The 25,167-nt window shown below is 73.2% G+C and carries 26 protein-coding genes and 1 riboswitch; of the genes, 11 read left to right on the forward strand and 15 right to left on the reverse strand.

Annotation, left to right across the window (positions count from 1 at the left end):
- Positions 1-31: 31 nt before the first annotated feature.
- Positions 32-850, reverse strand: a complete 819-nt coding sequence (locus UO65_RS22420) for a TIGR04222 domain-containing membrane protein (protein WP_035286013.1) — start codon at positions 848-850, stop codon at positions 32-34.
- A gap of 65 nt (positions 851-915) precedes the next feature.
- On the opposite strand from UO65_RS22420, the gene UO65_RS22425 reads away from it, so the two are divergent.
- Positions 916-1,347 carry a bifunctional (p)ppGpp synthetase/guanosine-3',5'-bis(diphosphate) 3'-pyrophosphohydrolase gene (locus UO65_RS22425; RefSeq protein ID WP_035286015.1) on the forward strand — a complete coding sequence of 144 codons (432 nt, stop codon included), beginning with the start codon at positions 916-918 and terminating at the stop codon, positions 1,345-1,347.
- Here UO65_RS22425 and UO65_RS22430 read toward each other — a convergent pair.
- Positions 1,344-1,712 (reverse strand): MmcQ/YjbR family DNA-binding protein, encoded by a 369-nt coding sequence (locus UO65_RS22430; RefSeq protein ID WP_035286017.1) that lies wholly within the window; start codon positions 1,710-1,712, stop codon positions 1,344-1,346. The two genes, UO65_RS22425 and UO65_RS22430, sit on opposite strands and share 4 nt — an antisense overlap.
- A gap of 149 nt (positions 1,713-1,861) precedes the next feature.
- Here UO65_RS22430 and UO65_RS22435 point away from each other — a divergent pair, with 149 nt between their 5' ends.
- Entirely contained in the window at positions 1,862-2,257 is a 396-nt protein-coding gene (locus UO65_RS22435) for a DUF3224 domain-containing protein (RefSeq protein WP_035286019.1), read from the forward strand.
- Positions 2,258-2,296: 39 nt separating this feature from the next.
- On the opposite strand, the gene lepA is transcribed toward UO65_RS22435, so the two are convergent.
- The 4 genes from lepA to UO65_RS22455 form a co-directional block, all read right to left on the reverse strand.
- The gene (lepA, locus tag UO65_RS22440) at positions 2,297-4,138 is read right to left on the reverse strand and encodes a translation elongation factor 4 (protein WP_035286021.1); all 1,842 of its coding nucleotides are present in this window, start codon (positions 4,136-4,138) and stop codon (positions 2,297-2,299) included.
- Positions 4,139-4,198: 60 nt separating this feature from the next.
- The gene (locus UO65_RS22445; RefSeq protein ID WP_052021581.1) at positions 4,199-5,098 is read right to left on the reverse strand and encodes a transglutaminase family protein; all 900 of its coding nucleotides are present in this window, start codon (positions 5,096-5,098) and stop codon (positions 4,199-4,201) included.
- Positions 5,095-6,042: an alpha-E domain-containing protein gene (locus UO65_RS22450; protein WP_035286023.1), complete on the reverse strand. Its 948-nt coding sequence runs from the start codon at positions 6,040-6,042 to the stop codon at positions 5,095-5,097. The genes UO65_RS22445 and UO65_RS22450 overlap by 4 nt, the downstream gene beginning before the upstream one ends.
- A 72-nt stretch (positions 6,043-6,114) precedes the next feature.
- The gene (locus UO65_RS22455; protein WP_052021583.1) at positions 6,115-7,749 is read right to left on the reverse strand and encodes a circularly permuted type 2 ATP-grasp protein; all 1,635 of its coding nucleotides are present in this window, start codon (positions 7,747-7,749) and stop codon (positions 6,115-6,117) included.
- Between the two features lie 99 nt (positions 7,750-7,848).
- Here UO65_RS22455 and UO65_RS22460 point away from each other — a divergent pair, with 99 nt between their 5' ends.
- Positions 7,849-8,343, forward strand: a complete 495-nt coding sequence (locus UO65_RS22460) for a SigE family RNA polymerase sigma factor (RefSeq protein WP_035286025.1) — start codon at positions 7,849-7,851, stop codon at positions 8,341-8,343.
- A complete protein-coding gene (locus UO65_RS36060) occupies positions 8,340-9,293 on the forward strand; it encodes a hypothetical protein (RefSeq protein WP_035286027.1) in 954 nt (317 codons plus the stop codon). Before UO65_RS22460 ends, UO65_RS36060 begins: the two co-directional genes overlap by 4 nt.
- Here the strand turns inward: UO65_RS36060 and UO65_RS22470 are convergent.
- Positions 9,290-9,661, reverse strand: coding sequence for a VOC family protein (locus tag UO65_RS22470; protein WP_035286064.1), 372 nt, complete (start codon positions 9,659-9,661; stop codon positions 9,290-9,292). The genes UO65_RS36060 and UO65_RS22470 overlap by 4 nt on opposite strands.
- Before the next feature lie 51 nt (positions 9,662-9,712).
- Between UO65_RS22470 and UO65_RS22475 the strand changes: the two genes are divergently transcribed.
- From UO65_RS22475 to UO65_RS22495, 5 genes are all read left to right on the forward strand, one after another.
- On the forward strand, positions 9,713-10,144 hold the full coding sequence (locus tag UO65_RS22475) for a type II toxin-antitoxin system PemK/MazF family toxin (RefSeq protein ID WP_035286029.1): 432 nt from the start codon (positions 9,713-9,715) through the stop codon (positions 10,142-10,144).
- 219 nt (positions 10,145-10,363) lie between these two features.
- Positions 10,364-11,299 carry an SPFH domain-containing protein gene (locus tag UO65_RS22480; protein ID WP_035286031.1) on the forward strand — a complete coding sequence of 312 codons (936 nt, stop codon included), beginning with the start codon at positions 10,364-10,366 and terminating at the stop codon, positions 11,297-11,299.
- Between the two features lie 6 nt (positions 11,300-11,305).
- Positions 11,306-11,530 (forward strand): type II toxin-antitoxin system antitoxin, encoded by a 225-nt coding sequence (locus UO65_RS22485; RefSeq protein WP_035286033.1) that lies wholly within the window; start codon positions 11,306-11,308, stop codon positions 11,528-11,530.
- Positions 11,531-11,654: 124 nt separating this feature from the next.
- The gene (gene rpsT / locus UO65_RS22490; protein WP_035286034.1) at positions 11,655-11,918 is read left to right on the forward strand and encodes a 30S ribosomal protein S20; all 264 of its coding nucleotides are present in this window, start codon (positions 11,655-11,657) and stop codon (positions 11,916-11,918) included.
- A 75-nt stretch (positions 11,919-11,993) separates the two neighbouring features.
- Positions 11,994-12,494, forward strand: coding sequence for an acyl-CoA thioesterase (locus UO65_RS22495; protein WP_035286036.1), 501 nt, complete (start codon positions 11,994-11,996; stop codon positions 12,492-12,494).
- Positions 12,495-12,985: 491 nt separating this feature from the next.
- On the opposite strand, the gene holA is transcribed toward UO65_RS22495, so the two are convergent.
- Positions 12,986-13,966 carry a DNA polymerase III subunit delta gene (holA, locus tag UO65_RS22500; RefSeq protein ID WP_035286038.1) on the reverse strand — a complete coding sequence of 327 codons (981 nt, stop codon included), beginning with the start codon at positions 13,964-13,966 and terminating at the stop codon, positions 12,986-12,988.
- A gap of 163 nt (positions 13,967-14,129) precedes the next feature.
- A riboswitch (SAM riboswitch) is annotated at positions 14,130-14,271 on the forward strand.
- A gap of 9 nt (positions 14,272-14,280) precedes the next feature.
- Here holA and thrC point away from each other — a divergent pair.
- Positions 14,281-15,552 carry a threonine synthase gene (thrC, locus tag UO65_RS22505; protein WP_035286040.1) on the forward strand — a complete coding sequence of 424 codons (1,272 nt, stop codon included), beginning with the start codon at positions 14,281-14,283 and terminating at the stop codon, positions 15,550-15,552.
- 111 nt (positions 15,553-15,663) lie between these two features.
- Here thrC and UO65_RS22510 read toward each other — a convergent pair whose 3' ends face one another.
- The 7 genes from UO65_RS22510 to nadD form a co-directional block, all read right to left on the reverse strand.
- Positions 15,664-17,991 carry a ComEC/Rec2 family competence protein gene (locus tag UO65_RS22510; protein WP_233427798.1) on the reverse strand — a complete coding sequence of 776 codons (2,328 nt, stop codon included), beginning with the start codon at positions 17,989-17,991 and terminating at the stop codon, positions 15,664-15,666.
- 319 nt (positions 17,992-18,310) lie between these two features.
- Entirely contained in the window at positions 18,311-19,300 is a 990-nt protein-coding gene (locus UO65_RS34840) for a ComEA family DNA-binding protein (RefSeq protein WP_233427799.1), read from the reverse strand.
- Positions 19,301-19,444: 144 nt separating this feature from the next.
- Complete coding sequence (locus UO65_RS22520; RefSeq protein WP_035286042.1) at positions 19,445-20,293, reverse strand: DegV family protein; 849 nt, start codon at positions 20,291-20,293, stop codon at positions 19,445-19,447.
- A gap of 34 nt (positions 20,294-20,327) precedes the next feature.
- Positions 20,328-21,062, reverse strand: a complete 735-nt coding sequence (octT, locus tag UO65_RS22525) for a diglucosylglycerate octanoyltransferase (protein ID WP_035286044.1) — start codon at positions 21,060-21,062, stop codon at positions 20,328-20,330.
- A 5-nt stretch (positions 21,063-21,067) separates the two neighbouring features.
- On the reverse strand, positions 21,068-21,682 hold the full coding sequence (locus UO65_RS22530; protein WP_035286046.1) for a histidine phosphatase family protein: 615 nt from the start codon (positions 21,680-21,682) through the stop codon (positions 21,068-21,070).
- Entirely contained in the window at positions 21,679-22,062 is a 384-nt protein-coding gene (gene rsfS, locus UO65_RS22535) for a ribosome silencing factor (RefSeq protein WP_035286048.1), read from the reverse strand. The genes UO65_RS22530 and rsfS overlap by 4 nt, the downstream gene beginning before the upstream one ends.
- Positions 22,063-22,158: 96 nt before the next feature.
- Positions 22,159-22,749 carry a nicotinate-nucleotide adenylyltransferase gene (gene nadD, locus UO65_RS22540; RefSeq protein ID WP_035286050.1) on the reverse strand — a complete coding sequence of 197 codons (591 nt, stop codon included), beginning with the start codon at positions 22,747-22,749 and terminating at the stop codon, positions 22,159-22,161.
- A 116-nt stretch (positions 22,750-22,865) separates the two neighbouring features.
- On the opposite strand from nadD, the gene UO65_RS22545 reads away from it, so the two are divergent.
- Complete coding sequence (locus tag UO65_RS22545) at positions 22,866-24,956, forward strand: RecQ family ATP-dependent DNA helicase (protein WP_035286052.1); 2,091 nt, start codon at positions 22,866-22,868, stop codon at positions 24,954-24,956.
- Positions 24,957-25,167: the final 211 nt, after the last annotated feature.

Genomic DNA, 25,167 nt, shown 5'->3' on the forward strand with positions numbered 1-25,167 from the left:
CGGCGGCGCTTTCCACATCAGACGATCCGCATCACCTCCCGGTTGCGTTCAGCGGCCAAGTCAGGGGTCCCGGTCGGGTGTGCGCGGCGACCAGCTCCGCGACCGCCGGGTCCGGGTGGGCCGCGATGCCCTCGACCGCCACCGCGGCGGGCAGCCAGTCGGGCTGGGCCCGCAGGTCCTCGACCTGGGCCACCCGCACCGACACCGCGGCGAGCGCGGCCCGACCCCGGTCCGACGGCCGGTCCTCCCCCGCCCGCAGGGCGAACGCGACCGCGAGCCAGACGGCCCCGCTGAGCACCAGGCTGATCGACAGCACGCCGACCTGCCACTCCCAGTCCAGTTCGGCGAACAGCCGCGCCACCCCGACGCCCAGGACCACGCCGAGCAGCCAGTGCCCCTGGTGGCCGGGGGACTCGGCGCCACCGCGGCGCAGGTGGCCGCGTCGGGTGAGGTCGCCGACCAGCTCCCGGCCCACCTGGCTGTCCCCGAACCGCAGCGAGCCCGCGCCGCGCAGCGTCCGGCCCGTGCCGATCGACCGGAACAGCCAGCGCTCCACCGGGTCGGACGGCTCGGCGCCCGGTAGGGGCGCCAGCACGCCGCGGTCATCGATGCGGGCCCGGCCCGACGCCAGCAGCACCGCGATCACGACCTCCTCGACCCGCGGCGCGCCACCGGCGAGCCAGGCGAGGTGGTAGTGGCCCAACGGCCGGGTGTCGGCGTCGCCCACCGCCGCCTCCCGCCGGAGGTAGGCCGCGGCGGCCAGGACCACGACCAGTGCCAGCGCGAACGCGATCCAGTACAGCCAGAGGAACTGCCCGGCGCCGATCCCCCAGGGTGCTCCGTCCTCCACACGTCCCCCCAATCCCAAGGCGGAGACCGTACCGATCCCCACCTGTCGGTTCTAGAGTCCTCACCATGTTCACCGTGGACGACGCGATCCGGATCGCCAGGGACGCCCACACCGGTCAGGTCGACAAGTCCGGCCTGCCCTACATCGGTCACCCGCTGCGCGTGCTGGCCGCGGTCGAGGGCGAGTACGAGAAGATGACCGCCGCGCTGCACGACGTCGTCGAGGACACCCCGGTCACCCCGGACGACCTGCTGGCCGCGGGCTGCCCGCCGGAGGTGGTCGCCGCCGTCGAGGCCGTCAGCAAGCGGCCGGGCGAGTCCCAGCCCGACTACCTCGACCGGGTCGCCGCCAACTCGCTCGCCCTCGCCGTGAAGCGCGCCGACATCGCCGACAACTCCTCCCCGGCGCGGTTGGCCCGATTGGACGAACCGACCCGGGAACGCCTGCGCGCCAAGTACTCCGCCGCCCTCGCCCACCTCGACGGCCGCGCGGTCTAGGTTCGGGCCTCCAGTTCGGCGACGAGCTTCTTCGGCGCCACCACCCGGTACGCCTCCTCCAGCACCTCCGATAACTCGTCCCAGTCCACTGAGCCGTCGAGGTACACCCCGAGCCAGCCGCGGTGGCCGACGTACGGCGGGCGGTAGAAGCGGTCCGGCTCCTGGCCGACCATCTCCTCCTGCGCCCCCGGCGGGGCCGCGCACCACAGCGACTCCCGCCCGTCACCGTGGTGCCGGTCGTCGGTGAAGGTGTGCGAGGCGAACATCTTCTTCACGAACCACGACGGGGAGCCGTGGCTCAGCTTCTCGGTGGCGCCGGGCAGTGCCAGGCAGACGGCGCGGAGGCGGTCGAGCGTTGCGGACATCGGATTCCCCTTTCCGCGACCAAGAATCCCGGGCCGGGGCGGTGCTGTCCAACGGTTGTCCACAGGCCGCGCGGAATGCGCAATAGTGGCTCCCCCGGCCCGCCCCGGCGGTCCAGAATCCGCACCAGCAGCCGCGGAGAGGACCCCACATGAGCGAGCAGGCGACCGGAACCTTCGACATCGACGAGTGGCGCCCGGAGGAGAGCGACGAGCAGCACGGCACGGTCATCGGCCGCAACACCGCCCGCAAGAGCTACACCGGCGACCTGACCGGCACCAGCGTCGTCACCATGTTCACCGTGCAGACCCCGGTCGCGGGCTCGCAGTCCTACGTCGCCGTGGAGCGGATCACCGGCACCCTGCACGGGCGGACCGGCACGTTCGTGCTCCAGCACAGCGCCACGGCGAGCCCGGAGCGCCAGGCCATGGACATCACCGTGGTGGCCGACTCGGCGACCGGTGAGCTGGCGGGCCTGACCGGCGAGATGGTGATCACCATGGTGGGCGACACCCACCACTTCACCATCGACTACAAGTTCGACTGAGCCGGGTGGGGAGGCCCGCGACCGGGCCTCCCCGCGGGCTCACTTCTTGCCCTTGCCGGTGGGCTCGTCGGTGGACAGCGCGGCGACGAACGCCTCCTGGGGGACCTCGACGCGGCCGACCATCTTCATCCGCTTCTTGCCCTCCTTCTGCTTCTCCAGCAGCTTGCGCTTGCGGCTGATGTCACCGCCGTAGCACTTGGCGAGCACGTCCTTGCGGATGGCGCGGATGGTCTCGCGGGCGATCACCCTGGCGCCGATCGCGGCCTGGATCGGCACCTCGAACTGCTGGCGCGGGATCAGCTCGCGCAGCTTGGTGGTCATCCGGGTGCCGTAGCCGTAGGCGGAGTCGCGGTGCACGATCGCGCTGAACGCGTCCACCGCCTCGCCCTGCAGCAGGATGTCGACCTTGACCAGCTCGGAGGCCTGCTCGCCGGACTCCTCGTAGTCCAGCGAGGCGTAGCCGCGGGTGCGCGACTTGAGCGAGTCGAAGAAGTCGAAGATGATCTCGCCGAGCGGGATGGTGTAGCGCAGCTCGACGCGGTCCTCGGACAGGTAGTCCATGCCGCCGAGCTGGCCGCGCTTGCCCTGGCACAGCTCCATGATCGTGCCGACGAAGTCGCTCGGGGCGATGACCGTGCACTTGGCGACCGGCTCGAAGACCTCGCCGATCTTGCCGACCGGCCAGTCCGACGGGTTGGTGACGACCAGCTCCTTGCCGTCGTCGAGCACCACCCGGTACACCACGTTGGGCGCGGTGGAGATCAGGTCGAGGCCGAACTCGCGCTCCAGCCGGTCGCGGGTGATCTCCAAGTGCAGCAGGCCGAGGAAGCCGCAGCGGAAGCCGAAGCCCAGCGCCGCGGAGGTCTCCGGCTCGTAGGTGAGCGCGGCGTCGTTGAGCTGGAGCTTGTCGAGCGCCTCGCGCAGGTCCGGGTAGTCCGAGCCGTCCACCGGGTAGAGCCCGGAGTAGACCATCGGCTGCGGTTCGCGGTAGCCGGCGAGGGCATCGGTGGCGCCCTTGCGCTCGGAGGTCACCGTGTCGCCGACCCGGGACTGGCGGACGTCCTTCACCCCGGTGATCAGGTAGCCCACCTCGCCGACGCCGAGGCCGCTGCTGGCCTTGGGCTCCGGGGAGATGATGCCCACCTCCAGCAGCTCGTGCGTGGCGTTGGTGGACATCATCCGAATCCGCTCGCGCGGGGTGATCCTGCCGTCGACCACGCGGATGTAGGTGACCACGCCGCGGTAGGTGTCGTAGACCGAGTCGAAGATCATCGCCCGGGCGGGGGCGTCGGCGTCGCCGACCGGGGCGGGCACCTGCTCGACCACCTTGTCGAGCAGCTCGGAGACCCCCACGCCGGTCTTGGCCGACACGCGCAGCACGTCGTCGGGCTCGCAGCCGATGATGTGCGCGATCTCGGCGGCGTACTTGTCCGGGTCGGCCGCGGGCAGGTCGATCTTGTTGAGCACCGGGATGATGGTCAGGTCGCGGTCGAGGGCCATGTACAGGTTGGCCAGCGTCTGCGCCTCGATCCCCTGCGCGGCGTCGACCAGCAGGATCGCGCCCTCGCAGGCGTCCAGCGCCCGGGACACCTCGTAGGTGAAGTCGACGTGCCCGGGGGTGTCGATCATGTGCAGGACGTGCTCGTCGCCGTCGACCACCCAGGGCAGGCGGACGTTCTGCGCCTTGATGGTGATGCCGCGCTCGCGCTCGATGTCCATCCGGTCGAGGTACTGCGCGCGCATGGCCCGCGCCTCGACGACACCGGTGATCTGCAGCATCCGGTCGGCCAGGGTCGACTTGCCGTGGTCGATGTGGGCGATGATGCAGAAGTTCCGGATGCGCTCCGGCGCGGTGAAGGTCGTGTCAGCGAACGTAGCCACTCAAGGTCCTCGCATGGTCTCCGGGTACACCCCATCGTCCCATGCCGGGCGGTGGGGCTCTCACGCCAGCCGGGTCACCTCCACCGAGACCTCGATCGCCGCCGCCGGACCGCCGCTGTAGGTGCCCTTCACCGGGGACACGTCGGCGTAGTCGCGGCCGGTGGCGACCCAGATGTGGCGGGGGCTGATCTCGATGTCGTTGGTGGGGTCGAACCCCCACCAGCCCCCGGTCCAGGCCTCCACCCAGGCGTGCGACTCCCCCACGACCGTCTCCCCCACCACGCCGTCGGGCTTGGTGTGCAGGTAGCCGGAGACGTACCGCGACGGGATGCCCACCGCGCGCAGCATGGCCAGGGTGAGGTGCGCGTAGTCCTGGCAGACGCCCTCGCGGGCCTCCCAGGCGTCGACGGCGGAGCTGTGCACCCCGGTGGTGCCGCGCTTGTAGGTGAGCCGGTCGTGCACCAGTTCGGCGATGGCCAGCACGGTCTCGTGCGGCTTGCGGCCCTTGCGCAGCTCGCGGGCCAACTGGCCCAGCTCCTTGTGCCTGGGCACGTACCGGGTCCACTCCAGGTACTCGCCGTAGCGGTCGACCAGCCGGTCCGCGCGCAGGTCGGCCCAGGTGGCGCCGTCGAGCGGCAGCACCGTCTCGCCGGTCTCCACCACCGAGGACGCGACGATCTTGAGTTCGGTGTGCGGGGCGTGCAGGTCGAAGGCGGTGACCTCGGTGCCCCAGTAGTCGGTGTAGCGGAACGACCGGGTGGGCGGGGTGGTCTCGATCCGGGTCACCACCAGGTTCTGCCACCGGTCGCTGCGCGGGGTGAGCCGGGCCTCGTTGAACGACTGCACCACCGGGGCCTGGTACCGGTAGCCGGTGGTGTGCACCACCCGCAACCGCCAGGTCCCGGTGCCGTTGGGCCCCGTCGTGTCCGTCGTCGACGGGGTCGTGCTCGCCGCGGTCACAGGCTCACCTCCGCGTTCGTCCAGGCCACCCACGGTACGGAGTGGAAGTACTGCTGCGACACGGCCTCGCCGACCTCGCGGACGGTCTCCTGGAGCTGGGCCAGTCGGTCGGTCAGGTTCTCCAGCAGCTCGTCCGGGCGCAGGAACTCCAGGTCGCTGCGCGCCTTGCCGAGCAGCCGGATGGCCTCGGCCTTGGAGCCGACCCGGTTGGTCGGGCGGTTGTCGAGGTGCTCCAGGCAGCGCTCGGCCTGGCTCAGCGCGTGGAACACCGAGCGCGGGAACAGCCGGTCGAGCAGCAGGAACTGCACCACCCGGCGGGCGTCGAGGGCACCGCGGTAGGTGCGCAGGTAGGTGTCGTGGGCGCCCGCCGAGCGCAGCACGGTGACCCACCCCGGGGACGACGGCTTGTCGCCCACCCGCGACATCAGCAGCCGGACGATCATGTCCACGCGTTCCACCGAACGGCCCAGGACGAGGAACCGCCAGCCGTCGTCGCGCGACATCGTGGAGTCGGCCAGCCCGGCGAACATCGCCGCCCGCTCCTCGACGAAGGCGAAGAACGAGTGCGGGCCGGTGCGCCGGGACGCCCTCTGCCGCTCGGGCAGGGCGTTCCACATCGCGTTGATGCACTCCCACAGCTCCGTGGAGACCACCTCGCGGGCGACGCGGGTGTTCTCCCTGGCGCTGGAGACCGAGGACACGATCGACCCGGCGTGCTCCCGGGAGAACGCGACCAGGTCGGTCAGCGAGCGCATCTCCAGCTCGGTGCCCTCCGGCGGGGTCATGCCCAGCACGGCCAGCAACTGGCGGCTGGTGGCGTCGGCGTCGACGGTCGCGTCCTCCAGCAGGTGGTGGACGGACACGTCGAGGATGCGGGCGGTGTCGTCGGCGCGCTCGACGTACCTGCCGATCCAGTAGAGCGACTCAGCGTTGCGTGCGAGCATCCCTGCCTCCTCGCCGTGGCGTGCGCGGTCCGCACCTGTCTAGCCGCTGGTCGTGACGGCCACGTTGCGCGGTCACTGCTGCTGCTGTTGCTGTTGCTGCGCGGAGGTCAGCTCCGGCCCCTGCTCCGGGGCGAACTCGTCGAGCGCGGCGGCCCCGACGAGCCCCTGACCGCTGAGTTCGGCGTCCGCGGTGGACGAACGGGCGGCCAGCACCCAGGTGTCCTTGGAGCCACCGCCCTGCGAGGAGTTCACCACCAGCGAACCCTCCGGCAGGGCCACCCTGGTCAGGCCGCCGGGGAGCACGAAGACGGACTTGCCGTCGTTGACCGCGAACGGGCGCAGGTCCACGTGGCGCGGCTTGAGCCGCTGACCGACCTTCGTGGGCACGGTCGACAACTGCACCACGGGTTGGGCGATCCACCCGCGCGGGTGCGCCCGGATCTTCTTGCGCAGGGCGTTCAACTCCTTGGGGTCGGAGTCGGGGCCGAAGACGATGCCGTAGCCACCGGAACCCTCCACCGGCTTGACCACCAACTGGTCGATGCGGTCGAGCACCTGCTCCTGCTCCTGCGGCAGCCAGCAGCGGAACGTGTCCACATTGGGCAGCAGCGGGGACTCGCCCAGGTAGTACTCGAGGATCTCGGGCAGGTAGGTGTAGACCAGCTTGTCGTCGCCCACCCCGTTGCCCACGGCGTTGGCGATGACGACGTTGCCCGCGCGGGCGGCGTTGAGGATGCCCGCCACGCCCAGCACCGAGTCCGGCCGGAACTGCACCGGGTCCAGGTAGTCGTCGTCGATGCGCCGGTAGATGACGTCGACCTGCCGCTCGCCCTCGGTGGTGCGCAGGTAGATGACGTTGTCGCGGCAGAACAGGTCGCGCCCCTCCACCAGCTCAACCCCCATCTGCCTGGCCAGCAGGGAGTGCTCGAAGTAGGCGGAGTTGTGCACCCCCGGGGTCAGCACGACGACGTTCGGGTCCGCCACGTTCGCCGCCGCCGCCGCGCGCAGCGACCGCAGCAGGTGCACGGCGTAGTCGCCCACCGCGCGCACCCGGTGCTTGGCGAACAGGTCGGGGAACACCCGGGCCATGGTGCGCCGGTTCTCCATCACGTAGGACACGCCGGAGGGGTTGCGCAGGTTGTCCTCCAGGACGCGGAACGTGCCCTCCTCGTCGCGGACCACGTCGATGCCGGACACGTGGATGCGCACGCCGTTGGGCGGCAGCACCCCGGCGGCGGAGCGGTGGAAGTGGTCGCAGGAGGTGATCAGCCTGCGCGGGAGCACACCGTCGCGGACGATCTGCTGGTCGCCGTAGATGTCGGCGAGGAACATCTCCAGCGCCCTGACCCGCTGCACGATGCCCTTCTCCAACCGCGCCCACTCCTGCGCGGTGATGACCCTGGGCACCAGGTCGAGCGGGAACGGCCGCTCCTGCCCGGACAGCGAGAACGTGATGCCCTGGTCGACCAGCGCCCGGTCGAGGGCCTCGGAGCGGGCGGTCAGGTCACCGGGCTGGGAGGCGGCCAACTGCTCGTGCAGCCGCCGGTAGGCCTGGCGCACGGCGGCGTCGTCCTGGGCGAACATCTCGTCGTAGGCCCCGGCGTGCGGGCGCCGCGGGTCGAGGTAGCCCTCGAACAACCCGCCGAGGTCGGGCCCGGTGTCCCGGGCCCCGCGCTTGGGCCGGGCTGCTGTCGCTGAACGCTCCATCCTGGCATCTTCACCCAACCGGAGGTCGTTGCGCACTACCCGCTCAACACATCAGGGGCTCCACCGCGTGTGAGGTGCACTGGAGACGGGGGACGCGCCGTGACGATCGAGGAGTTCGTGGACAGCCGGGGGCGGGCGCTGCTGCGCTTCGCCACCGCGCTCACCTGCGATCCGCACCTCGCGGAGGACATCGTGCAAGAGGTTCTGCTGCGCGCACAACGCCGCTGGTCGCGCATCGTGTCGGTGGGTTCGCCGGATGGGTACCTGCGCAAGATGGTGGTCAACGAGTACCTGAGCCTGCGCAGGCGGAAGTCGTTCGGCGACCTCCCGGCGGGCCCGGAGGTGCTGGCGGGGCTCTCCCCCGCTGTGGAGGACCCGGACTACGGCGAACGCGAAGAGATGCTGAGCCGGATCAGGGCGCTGCCGCCGAAGCAGCGGGCGGTTCTGGCCCTGAGGTACTACAGCGGGCTCACCGACGCGGAGATCGCCGAGGTCCTGGGGTCCCGCCCCGGGACCGTCCGCAGCCACGCGTCCCGGGCGCTGGCGGCGCTGCGCGTGGACGAGTTCGCCGGGACACCGGGAGGTGCGCGATGACAGACCTGATCAGGGCCGTGTTCGAGGAGCAGGCCGACCGCGCGCCGGACGTGGCGGGCCTGCGGGCGGCGCTCGCCCCCGGGCTGCGGACCCCGCGGCGGTGGGCGGTCCCGGCGGTGGCGGCGGCCGTGGTGGCCGTCGTGCTGGGCTTTGCCGTGTGGACCCGGCCGGAGGCGGTGCCACCTGCCGGGTACGCCCCACCGGACGCACCCGACCTGACGGTGGCCATGGAGTACCGACCGACCGACCTGCCCCACGGGTTCACCGAGCGGCACCGGCTGATCGAGCTCGCCGACGGGCACTGGTCGCGCACCTGGCTGAACGGCACGGGGCGGATCACACTGGGTGGCCGGACAGTCGAGCCGTCCGCGACCGCCCACACCGATCCTGCGACCGCGCCGGTGGAAGACCCGCAGGGCAGCCCCTGGATAACCTGGCGACCCAGGCCCGACCTCGAGTTGGGGGTCAGGGTCACTGACGTGCCGGACGCGCTCCTGGTGGCCAGGGCCGCCGCGGTGTCGGTGGTGGCTGCCCCGGGGACCGGGCTGACGGTCCCGGCCCAGTTCGGGTGGCTTCCGGACAACCTCATGCGCGGCACGGTGCAGGCGGGCCCCGGCCCGCTGGGGAGCGGGCAAGGCCCGTTCAGCGGCGAGACGGTCTACGTCACCTCGACCAGCGTGGGCACCCAGGACCCCGGTGACCACCCGATCACCGCCGAGATCACCCGGCTCTCCCCCACCCTGCACGGCGAGCGGACGGAGGTCACCGTGCGCGGCCTGCCCGGCGTGCTCACCCCCGGGGTTCCCCAGGGTGCTCGAACCCTGACCGCGCGGCTCGCCGACGGCCGGTGGTTGCGGATCAGGGGCGGCACGGCGGACACCGACCTGATCCGGATCGCCGACGGGATGCGGATCGGACCGGACCGGCCGTGGAACTGGTTCGGGCGCTAGCGGGTGTCGAGGCGCATGGGGTGGTCGGCGGGGACCTCCACCAGGTGGATGCGGGTGCCGTCGGGGTCGGAGGTCCAAGCCTCGCGCAGGCCCCACGGTTCGAGCCGGGGCTCGCGGTCGACCGGGGCGCCGCGGCCGCGCAGCTCCTCGACGGTCGCGGCGAGGTCGCGCACCTGCAACCACAGGGCGACCCCGGCCGACCCGCCCGGCCCCTCCCCGGACACCTCCAGGAAGCCGCCGCCCAGGAAGAACACCGTGCCGCCGGGGAACTCGCGGAAGGTGGCGAGGCCGAGGACGTCGCGGTAGAAGGCCAGGGACCGCTCGCGGTCGGCGGGACGGATGAGGACTCGACTGCTGAGAAACTCCACGCTGACCGTCTTACCGGTCCGCGCGGCCATCCGCGACTAAGGTCACCCTCCGTGACTTCCACCGATGACCCCCGCCCCGCCCGCGGCGCGGTGTGGCAGGCGCCCGCGCACGACCGCCCCGAGTCGTTCGCCTACTCCCCCGACGCCGACGGCAACGCCGATCCCGGGGAGATCGTCTGGGCGTGGGTGCCCTACGAGGACGACCCCGAGCGCGGCAAGGACCGCCCGCTGCTGGTGATCGGCCGGGGTGGCGGCACCCTGCGCGCGCTGATGCTCTCCAGCAAGGCCCCGCACGACAACGAGCGCGACGACTGGCTGGAGCTGGGCAGCGGCCGCTGGGACCGCGACGGCAGGGTGTCCTACGTGCGCCTGGACCGCCTCTTCGAACTGGGCGAGGGTGACATCCGCCGCGAGGGCGCCGTCCTGGAGGAAGACCGCTTCGACCTGGTGGCCGCCACGCTGCGCGCCCGTTGCGGCTGGTGAGCTGACGCGGGCGCCGCAGGGCGCCCGCGGTTCGATCGGCATCCCGCGCCGCCGCCGAACCGCCCCCTGGCCGTCCACTTCGCACCGGACGACCAGGGGTCGCCTGTTCCCCGGCGGTGCCCGCAGCCGGGTTCGGCACCCACTGGACGCCCCTCCTGGCACCCGCGCCGAAAAAGTGATATCACTTTGCTAGGAAAAAGCCTCAGTCGAGGGGGAGTCATGAGCGTGGACATCGATCGACCGGCACTGCCCGCCCCGCACGTGCGGGAGCGGGTCGCGTTCGGCGTCGCCGGGCTGCCGTTGCTGGCGGTGGCGGTCGTCGGCGGCCTGGCGGGGGTGGCGCTGGTCGTCGTCGGCGTGATCGGCCTGGCGGAACTGGTCGGCCTGGGGCGTGGTTCGGCGATCGCCTCCCTCGCCGTCGGCGTGCTGGCCGTGGTCGGCGCGGGCCTGGTCGGCGGCGGGCTGACGATGGTCGCGCCCGGGGAGGCGCGCGTCCTGCAGTTCCTGGGCCGCTACACCGGGACCGTGCGGCTCGACGGGCTGCGGTGGGTGAACCCGTTCACCACCCGGCAGAAGGTCTCCACCCGCATCCGCAACCACGAGACGGCCGTCATGAAGGTCAACGACGCCGACGGCAACCCGATCGAGATCGCCGCGGTGGTCGTCTGGCAGGTGCAGGACACCGCGCGGGCGGTGTTCGAAGTGGACGACTTCCTCGCCTTCGTCATCACCCAGACCGAGACCGCCGTGCGGCACATCGCCACCACCTACCCGTACGACTCCCACGAGAACGGCCTGTCGCTGCGCGAGAACGCCGACGAGATCACCCAGCGGCTCTGCGCGGAGATCGCCGCCAGGGTGGAGGCGGCCGGGGTCGGGGTCATCGAGTCCCGGATCACCCACCTCGCCTACGCCGCCGAGATCGCCGGGGCGATGCTGCGCCGCCAGCAGGCGGGCGCGGTGGTCGCCGCGCGGCAGCGGATCGTCGAGGGCGCGGTGGGCATGGTGGAATCCGCTCTCGACCGACTCGCGGCCCGCGAGGTGGTGGACCTGGACGAGGAGCGCAAGGCGGCGATGGTGAGCAACCTGCTGGTGGTGCTGTGCAGCGACCGGGAGGCCAGCCCCGTGGTGAACGCCGGGTCCCTCTACCACTGACGCGCCGTGGCCGAACGCAAGAAGGTCCTCCTCCGCCTCGACCCCGCCGTCCACGACGCGGTGGCCCGCTGGGCGGGCGACGAGCTGCGCAGCACCAACGCGCAGATCGAGTTCCTGCTGCGCCGGGCCCTGGCCGAGGCGGGCAGGCTCCCCGGCGGCGCGGGCGGCCCACCCCGGCGCGGGCGACCGCCGAAGCAGCCCCCGGCGGAGCCGCCGCCGGACAGCCCGTGACCGGCTGTTACCCTTCTCGTCCGACGCGCCCGTGCGGCACTCCGCCCAGGAGGAGACCCGCTCAGCGGGGCCACCGTTCCACAGCACGGCGCGCCACCCGGACACGACACTGAGGAGAGCCGCCATGGCCAACATCAAGTCCCAGATGAAGCGCATCAAGACCAACGAGAAGGCCCGGCTGCGCAACAAGTCCGTCAAGTCATCGGTGAAGACCGCGATCCGCAAGTTCCGCGAGGCCGCCGACGCCGGGGACGCCGCCAAGGCGCAGGAGCTGCTCAAGTCCGCCAGCCGCGCGCTGGACAAGGCCGCGGGCAAGGGCGTCATCCACGCCAACCAGGCCGCGAACAAGAAGTCGGCCATGGCGCAGCGCGCCAACAAGATCGGCTGACCGAAGCCCGTTCCGCGGCGGCGCCGTCCACCCCCGGGTGGGCGGCGCCGCTGTCGTTCTTGCACACTCGGGCGCATGGACCCCAAGCCGCCGTCCGCCGCCCGCACGTCGCTGTCGCACATCATGACCGCGGTCGACACCAACCTGCTGGGCACGGTGCACGGCGGCGTGGTCATGAAGCTGGTCGACGACGCGGCGGGCGCGGTCGCGCAGCGGCACTCCGGCGGCCCGGCGGTCACCGCGGCCATGGACGGCATGACCTTCCTGCACCCGGTCCGGGTGGGCGACCTGGTCCACGCGCACGCCCAGGTGAACTGGGCGGGCCGCTCCTCCATGGAGGTCGGCGTCCGGGTCGTCGCCGAACCCTGGGACCGCGCCGGGGTCGCCCCCACCCGGGTCGCCACGGCCTACCTGGTCTTCGTCGCCGTGGACGCCCACGGCAACCCCCGCGAGGTCCCGCCCCTGCTCCCGGAGACCCCGGAGGACGAACGCCGCCTCCGCGAAGCCGAGATCCCCCGCCGCCACCGCCTCACCCGCCGCGACGAAATCCTCGCCAGCCGCGACCCGAAGCCCTGACCCACCAACGGTAGTCGCTTCCCGGACTCCCCGCCCCCGTCCATCCACAGCCCAGGGGGACCCCCGAATTCCACATTACCGAAGGGGTCCGACAGTTTTCGAAGGGTGACGGAGGTTGTCCACAGGCCCGGCGCGGCGGTGACCACCCGCGCGGCGGGACCGGGGAGCCGGCCCCGAACAGGGCAAGTGCGCCACCTGCTGCCGCACCGGGTGGCCTGCGGTCCGCGCGGACTCGGGCGAGTGGCAGGCCGTCGGAGCGCCGGACACGGACCGATGGCCGGTCGTTCCAGGTGCTGAGCGCACAAATCAGAACGCCGGGAGCGGGCCGGTGATCGGCGAGTCCAACGCGGGCGAGGCCGGTGATCGGCAACCCGAACGCGGGCGGGGGTCGGTGATCGGCAAGCCGAACGCGGGCAGGGGCCGGTGATCAGCAACCCGAACGCGGGTACGGGCCAGTGGTCAGCAAGCCAAACGCGGGCGCGGGCCGGTGGTCAGTGGTCGGAGCGCTGGGCGCGGGCGATCCCGAGGACGGCGCGCTCCAGGGCGTAGTCGGCGTCGGCGGCCATGCCCTTGACGTCGGCGTTGACCTGGGCGGTGATGCGGATGGCCTCGCCGAGGGCGCGCGGCTTCCAGCCGCGGGCCTGGGCCAACGCCTTCTTGACCTTCCAGGCGGGCATGCCGAGTTCGCCCGCCAACCGGAACGGGTCGGCGCGGCCCGCGCCCGCGACCCTGGCGACCGTGCGGACCGCGTCGGCGAGGGCGTCGGCCACCAGGACGTGCGGGACGCCGGTCTGCATGGCCCAGCGCAGGGCCTCCAGGGCGCCCGCGGTGTCGCCGGTGACGGCCTTCTCGGCGACGGCGAAGCCGGTGACGTCGGCGCGGCCGCGGTGGTAGCGGCGGACGGCCTCCTCGGTGACCGCCCCGGCGGTGTCGGCGACCAACTGCTGGGCGGCGGCGGCGAGTTCGCGCAGGTCGGAGCCGACCGAGTCGATCAGCGCGGCGACCGCGGCCGGATCGGTCCTGCCGCCCGCCTGGCGGATCTCGTTGCGGACGAAGCCCTCCCGCTCGGCGGCCTTGGTGATCTTGGCGCACTCGGTGACCACCGCGCCCGCCTTGCGCATCGCCGCGACGACATCCTTGCCCGGCTTGCGGCCACCGCCGTTGTGCACGACGGCCAGCACGATGCCCTCGGCGGGCTGCTTGGCGTAGGAGATGACCAGGGCGGCGATGTCCTGGGTGGCCTCGTGCGCGGCGTCGAGGACGATCACCCTGCCCTCGGCGAACAGCGAGGGGCTGACCAGTTCGGCCAGCTCAGGAGCTGTGAGTTCGGACACCCGGATGCGGGTGAGGTCGGCGGAGGCGTCGGCGAGCCGGGCGGTCTCCAGCGCCGCGCGCACGGCGCGCTCGACCAGCAACTCCTCCTCGCCGAGCACGAGTTGCAGCGGCGCGGGTGTGACCGAGGGTGAGCTCACCCCGGCAATCCTGCCACGGCGGCGGTGCGCAGGATTGCGCAGACGCGGCGGGCGCGCTCTCGGATTCTGGAAACGGGATTGGCCGACGGCGCGTTCGTTGCCGTAGCGTTGCGGGCGTGCCGAGGGCAGCCTCGGTCCTTGTGTGCGCCAGACAACTGAATACCGCTCATCCAGAGGGGCAGAGGGAACGGCCCGACGAAGCCCCGGCAACCGGCACCCACCACTTTCCACCGCGACGAATCCGCGGCCGGGAGGTCGGCGGGCCACGGTGCCAATTCCGACCCGCCACGCGGGAGAGATGAGGAGTGTCCTCGATGACATCGACCGTCGACATCCAGCAGGCCGTCACCACCGACGCCTTCGACCTCGGCCCCGCCCGCGCCCTGTCGTGCCGGGAGTGCGGCCACCGCATCCCGCTCGCCGCCGAGTTCGCCTGCGCCGAGTGCTTCGGCCCCCTCGAGGTCTCCTACGACTTCGGCGACATCACCCGCGAGAGCATCGAGGCCGGGCCCCGGTCGATCTGGCGCTACCGCGGCCTGCTCCCCGTGCCGTCGAACGTGCGGGAGCACCCCAACACCGAGCCCGGCATGACCCGCCTGGTCAAGGCCGACCGGCTCGCCGCCGCCCTGGGCCTCAAGTCGCTCTGGGTCAAGGACGACACCGGCAACCCCACGCACTCGTTCAAGGACCGGGTCGTCGCCGTGGCGCTCGCCGCCGCCCGCGAACTCGGCTTCCGGGTGCTGGCCTGTCCGTCGACCGGCAACCTGGCCAACGCCGTCGCCGCCGCGGCGGCGCGGGCGGGCTGGGAGTCGGTCGTGCTGATCCCCTCCAACCTGGAGCGGGCCAAGATCCTCACCACCGCGGTCTACGACGGCGCCCTGATCGCCGTCGACGGCAACTACGACGACGTGAACCGGCTCGCCACCGAGCTGGCCGCGGAGCACGAGGACTGGGCGTTCGTGAACGTCAACGTCCGCCCGTACTATGCCGAGGGCTCCAAGACCCTGGGCTACGAGGTGGCCGAGCAGCTCGGCTGGCGGCTGCCCGAGCAGATCGTGATCCCGGTCGCCTCCGGCTCCCAGTTGACCAAGGTCGACAAGGCGTTCCGCGAGTTCGGCGAGCTGGGCTTGGTCGAGGCCACCCCGTACAAGGTGTTCGGCGCCCAGGCCACCGGCTGCTCGCCGGTGTCGACGGCGTTCAAGGGCGGCCACGACGTGGTGCGCCCGGTCAAGCCGGACACCATCGCCCGCTCCCTGGCCATCGGCGCCCCCGCCGACGGGCCGTACGTGCTCGACGCCGTCCGCCGGACCGGTGGTGCGGTCGAGGACGTCACCGACGCCGAGGTCGTCGAGGGCATCCGCCTGCTGGCCCGCACCGAGGGCATCTTCGCCGAGACCGCGGGTGGGGTCACCGTCGCCACGGCCAGGAAGCTCATCGCGGCGGGCAAGATCGACCCCGACGCCGAGACCGTCCTGCTCATCACCGGCGACGGCCTCAAGACCCTGGACGCGGTCCAGGACCAGATCGGTCCCAAGGCCACGATCCCGCCGTCGGCCGCCGCCGTCCGCGAGGTCCTCGGCCACTGAGCCACCCGGCTCGCGGCCACCGCGAGCCACGCCCCGCCCGACCGGTGCCGCCGTGGTCCCACGGCGGCACCGGTTTTCGCGCGCCACCTGCCTGGCCCGGGTCGCCGCCGCTCAGGGCTTCGGCGGTGAGCGGGCGCCGCCGCGACCGATTAGAGCGGGTACTCCCGCGTCAACGACCACCGCGCTGTCGCCGTCGCGGTCGGTGCGCCCGACCAGGGTGTGCTCGCGGGTGAGGACGTCGAGCGTGCGCGGGCTCGGGTGGCCGTAGCGGTTGTCCGCGCCGACGCTGAGCAGGGCGATGCGGGCCCCGACAGCGGTGAGGAACTCCGGGGCGGTGTAGCCGGAGCCGTGGTGGGGCACCTTGATCACCTCCGCGCGCAGGTCCGCTCCCGAGGTCAGCAGTTCCGCCTGGGCGCCCAGTTCCACGTCACCCGCCAGCAGCACCCGCCCGGCGCGGGTCGACGCGCGCAGCACGACCGAGCGGTTGTTGATCTCCGTGCCGTCCGGTGCCCTGCCTTCCTCCTTCCGCCGTGGTGCCAGTACGTCCAGGGTCAGACCCGGCCAGCCCAGCCGCTGCCCGGGCAGCAGCCCCACGACCGGCACCCCGGCGTCGGCCGCCTCGTCGCGGACCTGGTCCCACGCCCAGGCGGGCGAACGACCCACACCGACCGCGATCCCGCCGACGGCGCGTCCGGCGAGGACCCCGGCGAGGCCGCCGACGTGGTCGGCGTGCAGGTGGCTGAGCACCACCAGCGGCACCCTGTCCACTCCCAGCCGGTCGAGGCAGCCGTCGACCGGACTCGCCTCCGGTCCGGCGTCCACCACCACCGCCCGCCCCGGCTCGTCGGTGGCCAGCACCAGCGCGTCCCCCTGCCCGACGTCGCAGGCGACCACCGCCCACCCGGCGGGCGGCCACCCGGGGGCGAGCACCCGCACCGGCACGACCACCAGCAGCACGGCGACCAACCCGACCGCGACGGCGCTCCCCCGGCCGCGCAGGGCCACCACGAGCACCAGCAGGACGACCACCGCCACCAGCCCGCCCCACCACCCCGAGGGCCAGTCGATCGCCGCTCCCGGCACGTCCGCCGCCCACCGGGCCACGGCGACGAGCCAGTCGACCTCGGGCCCGGCCAGGCGCACGCACCACACCGCGGCCCAGGTCCACAGCGGCGCGAGCACGGCGGCCAGCACCCCGAACACGGTCGCGGGCGCGACCACCGGCGCCGCCACCAGGTTGGCCACCACGGCGACGACGCTGACCTGCCCGTTCAGCCCGGCCACCACCGGTGCCGTGGCGAGGTGGGCGGCGGCGGGGACGGCCAACGCCTCCGCCAGCACCCTGGGCACGCGGCGCCGGGTCATCCGGTCCACCCACCTCGGCGCCAGCAGCACCAGCGCCCCGGTGGCCAGCACCGACAGCACGAACCCCGGTGCCACGGCCAACCCCGGGTCGACCGCGACCAGCAGCAGGACCGTCCCGGCCAGCGCCGGGATCGCCGACCGCTCCCGGCCCAGCGCCAACGCCAGCAGGCCGACCGCGCCCATCACCCCGGCCCGCAACACGCTCGGCTCCGGTCCGACCAGGACGACGAAGCCGACCAGCGCCGCCAACGCCCCGGCCGCCGACCCGCGCGGTCCGAACCCCAGCAACCGCAGGAGGAACAGCACGGCCACGCAGATGATCGCCAGGTTCGAGCCGCTGACCGCCAGCAGGTGGGACATGCCCGCCACCCGGAACTCGTCCTCGACCACGTCGGGCAGGCCGTCCGTGTCGCCGACGACCAGCGCGGGCAGCAGTCCCGCCGAATCCGGGTCGAGCACCCCGGCCGCGTCCCGCAGGCCGACCCGCAGGTCCCGGGCGAGCCGCTGCAGGCCCGGCGCCTCCCCCGCCGACAGCGGCGGACCGCGCACGCGCAGCAGGGCCACGGTCAGGGTGCCGGGGTCGGCGGGGGCGAGTGCGCCGCGTGCCCGCACCGGTTGCCCGGGCAGGACGTCCGCCCACGCCTGGACCGGGGCGAGGAGCGCGACCCGGGCACCGTCGGGGGTGTCGGCGGGGACGACCACGGACCGCGGGCCGGTCGGGGTGGCGCCGAACCCGGCCGACCGCACCGGTCGAGGCCGCTCGGCGACGACCAGGTCCAGCTCGCGGGAGACCTGGCGGGCGGCTGCTTCGCGCAGGGGGTGGGTCACCGCGTCGTGCACGGCCACCGAGACGGGCCAGGCCGCGACGAGCCCGGAGACCAGCAGGGGCCAGGCACGCCGCCCGGTGCGGAGGAGGAGGCAGGCGACCACGACGGCCACCGCACCGGTGACCAGGGCGGACGACCAGTGCACGAGCAGCGCGAGGAGGGCGGCGGCCCACACCGCGAGCGCACCGGGGACCAGGCGCCAGTCGTGTCGGACCGGGGCATCGGTCAGGTGGCCCGCGCCGATCACGACGGACTCACCGGGTGGTCACCCGTTCCCCGTTGGACGCAGCGCACGGCACGCGCTCGCTGCGACCGACCAAGACGGGCGGCGCATGACACCGGCCGGCGCGTCCGGGCGGGCAGGCGAGCCGCTCGCACACCAACCGCCGAAACGGTGAGCCCGTGTGGGTCCCGTGCGGGCAGCGGTGCTCCGCATGGAACCCGGGATCGGGATCGAGCGCCCGATGTGGCGGCTGGAGCAGCGACCACACCGCGGAAGCGGCAGGAATCAGGTTTCGAACCGACTCGAGGAGGGCGGTGGGCGGGCGGAGGTGGTGTCGATGCGCTCATCGGGCGGTCACCAGTTCGCGCAGTTTGGCGAAGCGGGACGGGCCGATGCCGTCGACCTCTTGGAGTTGGGTGACGTCGGAGTAGCGGCCGTGGCGGGTGCGCCAGTCGAGGATTCGTTGGGCGGTCACGGTTCCGACGCCGGGCAGGGAGTCGAGTTGTTGCACGGTGGCGGTGTTGAGGTCGACGGGTGCGGTGGTGGGCGGGTTCTGGGGGTCGGCGGCGGAGGGGATGGCAGCGGGGAGGCCGACGCGGACCTGTTCGCCGTCCACCAGGGGGCGGGCGAGGTTGAGGGTGCTCAGGTCGGCGTCGGGGGTGGGGCCGCCCGCGGCGGTGAGGGCGTCGCGGACCCGGGAGCCGCTGGGCAGGGTGCGCACACCCGGGGCGTTGACCTTGCCCACGACGTCGATGACGACCTGGGATGGGGCGGTCGATGACGGGCGGGGGTGGTCGACGGTGGCGGCGGCGAGGTCGGGGGCCGGTTCCGGGGTCGGGTTGGTGGAGAGCGCGCAGTAGGTGACGACGGCCAGCAGGGCCAGGGCACCGACGACGAGGGCGATGGGGGTGCGGCGGGGCGGTGTGACGCGGCGGAGCAGGCCCGCGGCGGGGTGGTCGTGCCACCACCGGGGTGTTCGTTCGCGGTCGGGCCGCGTCTGGGAGTCGACGACGAAGGGCTCCTCCTGGGCGGGGTCGGCGGCGCGCGGGTCGGGTGGGGAGGCGGGGTCGGGTTGATCTGCCTCGGCAGTCGTGGGCGAACCGTTGTCGGTGGTGCGGCGCGGGGGATCGTCGGGGGTCGGAGGGGGATCGATGCCGGGTGGCGTGCGGGGTGTGCCTGCGCCGGGTGGCGGGTCGGCGTGGGACCGGCTCGTGCTGCGCCACCGTTGTCCGCGGGACTCGGGTGCGGGGACGTCCCAGGGGCGGCCCGCCACGGTGGCCAGGCGGGTGAGGACGGTGTCCATCTGCGCGGTGCGTGCGGTGCGATCGGTCATGAGATCGACGCTAGGGGTGGCGCGGGGCGGGATCGAGGGGAGTTCGTCGCCTGTGGATGGATTCGACCCATGTGGACAACCCAGGCGGGATGTCCCTGTGGACAAGCAAGAACGTCGGGGTCAGGTGGGACGCTGAGGGGTTGGTCAGAGGCGGCCGGGGCAGACCACGACGCCGATGACGCCGGGGCCGGTGTGGGCGCCGATCACCGACCCCAGTTCCGAGACGACGCAACCGGAGGAGTTCGGGACGCGCTCGTCCAGGCGGGCGGCAACCTCGGCGGCGCGGTCGGGGGCGGCGAGGTGGTGCACGGCCAGCTCGACCCGACCGTCCCCCGCAGCCTCGACCGCCAGGTCGACCAGCCTGCCCAGCGCCCTGCTGGTCGTGCGCACCTTCTCCAGGGGCACGATCCGGCCGTCGTGCACGTGCAGCAGCGGTTTGACCGCCAGCGCCGAACCCATCAGCGCCGCCGCGGCGCCGATGCGCCCGCCGCGGCGGAGGTGGTCGAGGGTTTCCACCACGAAGAAGCTCCTGGTGTGCTCCGCCGCCGCCACCGCCACCGCCTCGACCTCCGCTCCCCCGGCACCCGTGGCGGCCGCGGCCGCCGCCCGCAGCGCGGCGAAGCCCAAGCCCATCGCGGTGGTGCGGGAGTCGACCACGCGCACCCGGTCCGAGCCGACCTCCTCGGCCGCCAACCGGGCCGACTCCCAGGTGCCCGACAGCTCGCGGGACAGGTGGACCGACAGCACGCCGTCGGCACCCGCGTCCAGCAGCGAGCGGTACTCGGCGATGAACTCGCCCGGGTTGGGCCGGGACGTGGTGACCGCGCGGTGCTGGGTCAGCGCCTCGGCCAGTTCGCCGGGACCGAGGTCGACGCCGTCGCGGAACTCGCGGCCGTCGAGGTGGACCAGCAGCGGCACGACGCGGACGGCGTGCCGGTCGGCGAAGCCCTGCGGCAGGTACGCGGTCGAGTCGGTGACTACGGCGAACGGCACGGGGCGGGAGCCTAGTTGCCGACCCGCCGGGAACCTACGACACGCGGTTCGTGCGCGGGTCGAGCAGCGGGGCGACGAGTTCGGCCAGGGCCTTGCCCGCCAGCGCGTGCCCCTCCCAGCCCCAGTGCAGGCCGTCGACGTTGCCGTGACCGCCCAGGACGTGGTCGCCGATGGTGGCGCGCAGGTCCAGGGCGGGCACCCCGGACTCCTCGGCCCACGCCTCGATGGCGGCCACGGCGGTGTCGCGGGCGGTGTGGACGTAGCCGTACGAGGCGGCGCGGTGGACACCGGGCAGGGCGATGACGACGGGCAGGGTGGGGCGCAGGGCGCGCACGGCGACCACGACGTCGTCCAGGTAGCGCACGGTCTGGGCGGCGGGCAGCACCACCGGCCAACCGCGGGTGAGCCGGGCCAGGTGCGGTTGCGCGGCCAGGTAGGCGCTCCGGACGCGGCGGCGCAGGCCGTCCGGGCGCAGGTAGCGGATGCCCTGGCGCAGGTAGGTCGGCAGCGGCGAGGGCAGCGTGTCCATCCCGCCGACGGCCAGCACCAGCACGTCGATGTCGGGCAGCACGGCCCACACCCGCGGGTCGCCGGTCAGCGACCAGTAGGCGTCGCGGGCGGTCCAGCCGAACCCGGCGAACAGCTCGGCGCGGCCGCCGACCGCCGCGGCGGCCAGGTTGGGCCACAGCCGGGGGTCGTCGGCGGGCATCGGTCCCCGCGGCCCGTGGAAGCACAGCGAGTCGCCGAACACGAGCAGGGTCGGGGACATGCGGTTCAGCTGGTCGTCCCGGCGTTGTACGCGACCAGCCGCCAGGTCGGGCCGCTGTTCGGGCGGCGGGCCAACACGGTCCAGTGGCAGTTGCTGATGCCGCCGAGCTGCGACCAGTTCTCCACCGGCAGGTCCAGCATCCGCCCGGTCAGCGCGGTGATGAGGCCGCCGTGCGCGCACAGCAGCGCGGTCTCGTCGGTGCCCTCGTCGAGGTCGGCGACCACCTCGACGGCCCGGGCGGCGACCTCGACGCGGGTCTCGCCGTCCGGCGGCGCCCAGGTGGCGTCGGTCTGCCAGCGGGCCCGGTCACCGGGCCACTCCAGGTCGATCTCGGCACCGGTGCGGCCCTGCCACTGCCCGAGGTGCGTCTCGCGCAAGCGCTTGTCCAGCCGCAGCGGCACCCCGATGGCGTCGCTGAACACGGTGGCGGTGTCGGTGGCGCGGCGCAGGTCGGAGGCGACGATGACGTCCGGGGAGAACCGGGCCAGGCCGGGAACGGCGAACCGCGCCTGGTTCCAGCCCGTCTCGGTCAGGTGCGAGTCGATGTGACCCTGCATCCGGCCGGTGGCGTTGTAGTCGGTCTCCCCGTGGCGCCAGAGCACCACCCTGCGCAGGGTCACTCGGCGCCGTCCTCGGCCGGGGGCTCGGGGTCGAACTCGATCCGGGGGCAGTCCTTCCACAGCCGCTCCAGGCTGTAGAACGTGCGCTCCTCGGCGTGCTGGACGTGCACCACCACGTCGACGAAGTCCAGCAGGACCCAGCGGCCCTCGCGGGTGCCCTCGCGGCGGACCGGCTTGCTCCCGGCCTCGCGCATCTTCTCCTCGACGCCGTCGACGATCGCGTTCACCTGGCGCTCGTTGCTCGCGGAGGCGATGACGAAGCAGTCGGTGATCACCAACTGATCGGAGACGTCCAGGACGAGCACGTCACTGGCCTTCTTGTCGGCAGCCGCGTTGGCGGCTACCAGGGCCAGCTCGCGGGCGTCGGGCGTCGCGGTCACAGTTCTCCTCGGTATCCTGCTGGGGACTCAACCAGGCGAGGGTACCCGGGCGCGCGCGGCGCCCGACGGGGAAGCACCGGTACGGGGCCTTGCCGGTCAGTCGCCATCGGCGTAGAGGCCGCGTTTGGAGATGTACTGCACGACCCCGTCGGGCACCAGGTACCAGACCGGCTCGCCCTTGGCGACCCGCGCGCGGCAGTCGGTGGAGGAGATCGCCATGGCCGGGACCTCGACCAGGGTGACCGAGCCGCTGGGCAGGTGCTGGTCGCCCAGGGTGTACCCCGGGCGGGTGACACCGACGAAGTGGGCGAGGGTGAACAGCTCCTCGACCCGGTGCCAGGACAGGATCTGCTCCAGGGCGTCGGCGCCGGTGATGAAGAACAGTTCCGCGTCCGGGAGGCGTTCGCGCAGGTCGCGCAGGGTGTCGACGGTGTAGGTGGCGCCCGCGCGGTCGATGTCGACCCGGCTGACGGAGAACCGCGGGTTGGAGGCGGTCGCCACGACCGTCATCAGGTAGCGGTCCTCGGCGGCGCTGACCCCGTGCGCGGTCTTCTGCCAGGGCTGGCCGGTCGGCACGAACACGACCTCGTCCAGCCCGAACCGGACCTGCACCTCGCTGGCGGCCACGAGGTGGCCGTGGTGCACCGGGTCGAAGGTGCCGCCCATGATCCCCACGCGACGCCGCATGGGGGTGAGCCTACGTCCGGTTCGGCACCCCGTCGCGGCGTGTGGCCCAGCTCATCGCGGGGCGGACCTGTGGACAACGAGTTGGCCGTGTCGTACGGGTCCGGTACCAAGGGGGCATGAACACGACCACGACCGCACTGCGCGCCACCGCCGAGGAACGGCTGCGGGCCCTCGCCGGTCCTGGCGCGCGGCTGCGCGAGGACCAGTGGACGGCCATCGAGGCGCTGGTGGCCGGGCGCGGCCGGGCGCTGGTGGTGCAGCGGACCGGGTGGGGCAAGTCCGCTGTGTACTTCGTGGCGACGGCGCTGCTGCGGGAGCGGGGCGAGGGACCGACGGTGATCGTGTCGCCGCTGCTGGCGCTGATGCGCAACCAGGTGGAGGCGGCCGCGCGGGCGGGGGTGCGGGCGCGGACGATCAACTCGGCGAACGTCGAGGAGTGGGACGACGTGCAGGACGCGGTGGCCTCGGGCGAGGTCGACGTGCTGCTGGTGAGCCCGGAACGGTTGAACAACCCGGACTTCCGCGACACCGTGCTGCCGAAGCTGACCGCCTCGGCGGGGATGCTGGTGGTCGACGAGGCGCACTGCATCTCCGACTGGGGCCACGACTTCCGGCCGGACTACCGGCGGCTGCGGACGCTGCTGGGCGAGCTGCCCGAGGGGGTGCCGGTGCTGGCGACCACGGCCACCGCCAACGACCGGGTGGTGCGGGACGTGGCCCAGCAACTGCGGCTGGCCGAGGACGACGCGCTGGTGCTGCGCGGGCCGCTGGACCGGGAGAGCCTGCGGCTGGCGGTGCTGCGGCTGCCCACCGCGCGCGCCCGGCTGGCGTGGCTGGCCGACCACCTCGGGGAGTTCACCGGATCGGGGATCATCTACACGCTGACCGTCGCCGCCGCCGACGAGCTGGCGTCGTTCCTGCGCGAGCGCGGGTTCGAGGTCGCCTCGTACACCGGGCGCACCGACACCGCCGAGCGGCAGCGGGCCGAGGACGACCTGCTGGCCAACCGGGTCAAGGCGCTGGTGGCGACGTCGGCGCTGGGCATGGGCTTCGACAAGCCGGACCTGGGTTTCGTGGTGCACGTGGGGGCGCCGCAGTCGCCGATCTCCTACTACCAGCAGATCGGGCGCGCGGGCCGCGGCGTCGAGCGGGCGGACGTGCTGCTGCTGCCGGGGACCGAGGACCGCGACATCTGGTCGTACTTCGCTTCGCTGGCGTTCCCGCCGGAGCCGGTGGTGCGGGAGGTGCTGGCCGCGCTGGAGGGGGCCGGGCGGGTGCTGTCGACGCAGGCGCTGGAACCGATGGTCGACCTGGCCCGGGGCAGGCTGGAGATGGTGCTCAAGGTGCTCGACGTGGACGGGGCGGTCCGGCGGGTGCGCGGCGGCTGGGAGGCCACCGGGGCGGCGTGGGAGTACGACGGGGAGCGGTACGGGCGGATCGCGGAGGCGCGCACCGCCGAGCAGCGGGCCATCCTGGAGTACCAGCGCACCGACGGCTGCCGGATGGAGTTCCTGCTGCGGCAGCTCGACGACCCGCACGCGGCCCCGTGCGGCCGCTGCGACAACTGCACCGGGCAGCGGTGGAGCGACGCGGTGTCGGAAGCCGGGTCCGCGGCGGCGGAGGAGCGGCTGGCCCGGCCGGGCGTGGAGGTCGCGCCGAAGAAGATGTGGCCCACCGGGATGTCGGCGTTGGACGTCCCGCTGAGCGGCAAGATCGCCACCGGGCGGGTGGCCGAGGTGGGGCGGGCGCTCGGGCGGCTGACCGACATCGGGTGGGGCAACCGGTTGCGGGCGCTGTTCGCCGAGGGGGCCACGTCGGTGCCGGACGACGTCATGCGCGGGTGCGTGCAGGTGCTGGCGGGCTGGGGGTGGGAGCAGCGACCGGTCGGCGTGGTGACGGTGGGGTCGTCGGACCTGGCGGTGGACTTCGGCGCGCGGATCGCCTCGATCGGGCGGCTGCCGGTGTTGGGGATGGTTGAGGTGCCGGGGGCCGTGGCGCCGGGCAACAGCGCGCACCGGGTGGCGCGGCTGTGGGAGGCGCTGCGGGTGCCGGAGGAGTTGGCCGCGCGGGTGGCGGAGGCGGACGGGCCGGTTCTGCTGGTCGATGAGCGGGTGGACAGTGGGTGGACGGTCACTCTCGCCGCTTACCTGCTGCGCGGGGCTGGGGCGAAGGGGGTGTTGCCGTTTGTGTTGGCAGCGACCAGTTGATGCGGGGCGGGCACGTCGGGGTGCGGGGTGATGTGCCTGTTGGGCTGTGGCCAGGTTTAAGGGCTCGGTCGTTTGTTGGGGGTGCCCGGGTGGGTGGATCTGCTCGGCCGTGCCGTTGGTTTACAAGCCCGGGATTTTTGGGGGCGTGCCCGGGTGCGTGGATCTGCTTGGGCGGGGCCCCTACGCCGATCATGCGCCCAGTGTGACCGAG

Origin of the sequence: Actinokineospora spheciospongiae, from assembly GCF_000564855.1 — a bacterium.
Lineage (GTDB): Bacteria > Actinomycetota > Actinomycetes > Mycobacteriales > Pseudonocardiaceae > Actinokineospora > Actinokineospora spheciospongiae.

What these genes read in the sequence shown, in the direction of transcription:
- UO65_RS22435 (WP_035286019.1), top strand. Translation starts at nt 1,862, where the DNA reads ATGAGCGAGCAGGCGACCGGAACCTTCGACATCGACGAGTGGCGCCCG.
- UO65_RS22455 (WP_052021583.1), bottom strand. Translation starts at nt 7,749, where the DNA reads ATGGAGCGTTCAGCGACAGCAGCCCGGCCCAAGCGCGGGGCCCGGGAC.
- UO65_RS22495 (WP_035286036.1), top strand. Translation starts at nt 11,994, where the DNA reads ATGGACCCCAAGCCGCCGTCCGCCGCCCGCACGTCGCTGTCGCACATC.
- UO65_RS34840 (WP_233427799.1), bottom strand. Translation starts at nt 19,300, where the DNA reads ATGACCGATCGCACCGCACGCACCGCGCAGATGGACACCGTCCTCACC.
- UO65_RS22545 (WP_035286052.1), top strand. Translation starts at nt 22,866, where the DNA reads ATGAACACGACCACGACCGCACTGCGCGCCACCGCCGAGGAACGGCTG.
- thrC (WP_035286040.1), top strand. Translation starts at nt 14,281, where the DNA reads ATGACATCGACCGTCGACATCCAGCAGGCCGTCACCACCGACGCCTTC.
- UO65_RS22430 (WP_035286017.1), bottom strand. Translation starts at nt 1,712, where the DNA reads ATGTCCGCAACGCTCGACCGCCTCCGCGCCGTCTGCCTGGCACTGCCC.
- UO65_RS22425 (WP_035286015.1), top strand. Translation starts at nt 916, where the DNA reads ATGTTCACCGTGGACGACGCGATCCGGATCGCCAGGGACGCCCACACC.
- rpsT (WP_035286034.1), top strand. Translation starts at nt 11,655, where the DNA reads ATGGCCAACATCAAGTCCCAGATGAAGCGCATCAAGACCAACGAGAAG.
- UO65_RS22480 (WP_035286031.1), top strand. Translation starts at nt 10,364, where the DNA reads ATGAGCGTGGACATCGATCGACCGGCACTGCCCGCCCCGCACGTGCGG.
- octT (WP_035286044.1), bottom strand. Translation starts at nt 21,062, where the DNA reads ATGTCCCCGACCCTGCTCGTGTTCGGCGACTCGCTGTGCTTCCACGGG.
- UO65_RS36060 (WP_035286027.1), top strand. Translation starts at nt 8,340, where the DNA reads ATGACAGACCTGATCAGGGCCGTGTTCGAGGAGCAGGCCGACCGCGCG.
- nadD (WP_035286050.1), bottom strand. Translation starts at nt 22,749, where the DNA reads ATGCGGCGTCGCGTGGGGATCATGGGCGGCACCTTCGACCCGGTGCAC.
- UO65_RS22450 (WP_035286023.1), bottom strand. Translation starts at nt 6,042, where the DNA reads ATGCTCGCACGCAACGCTGAGTCGCTCTACTGGATCGGCAGGTACGTC.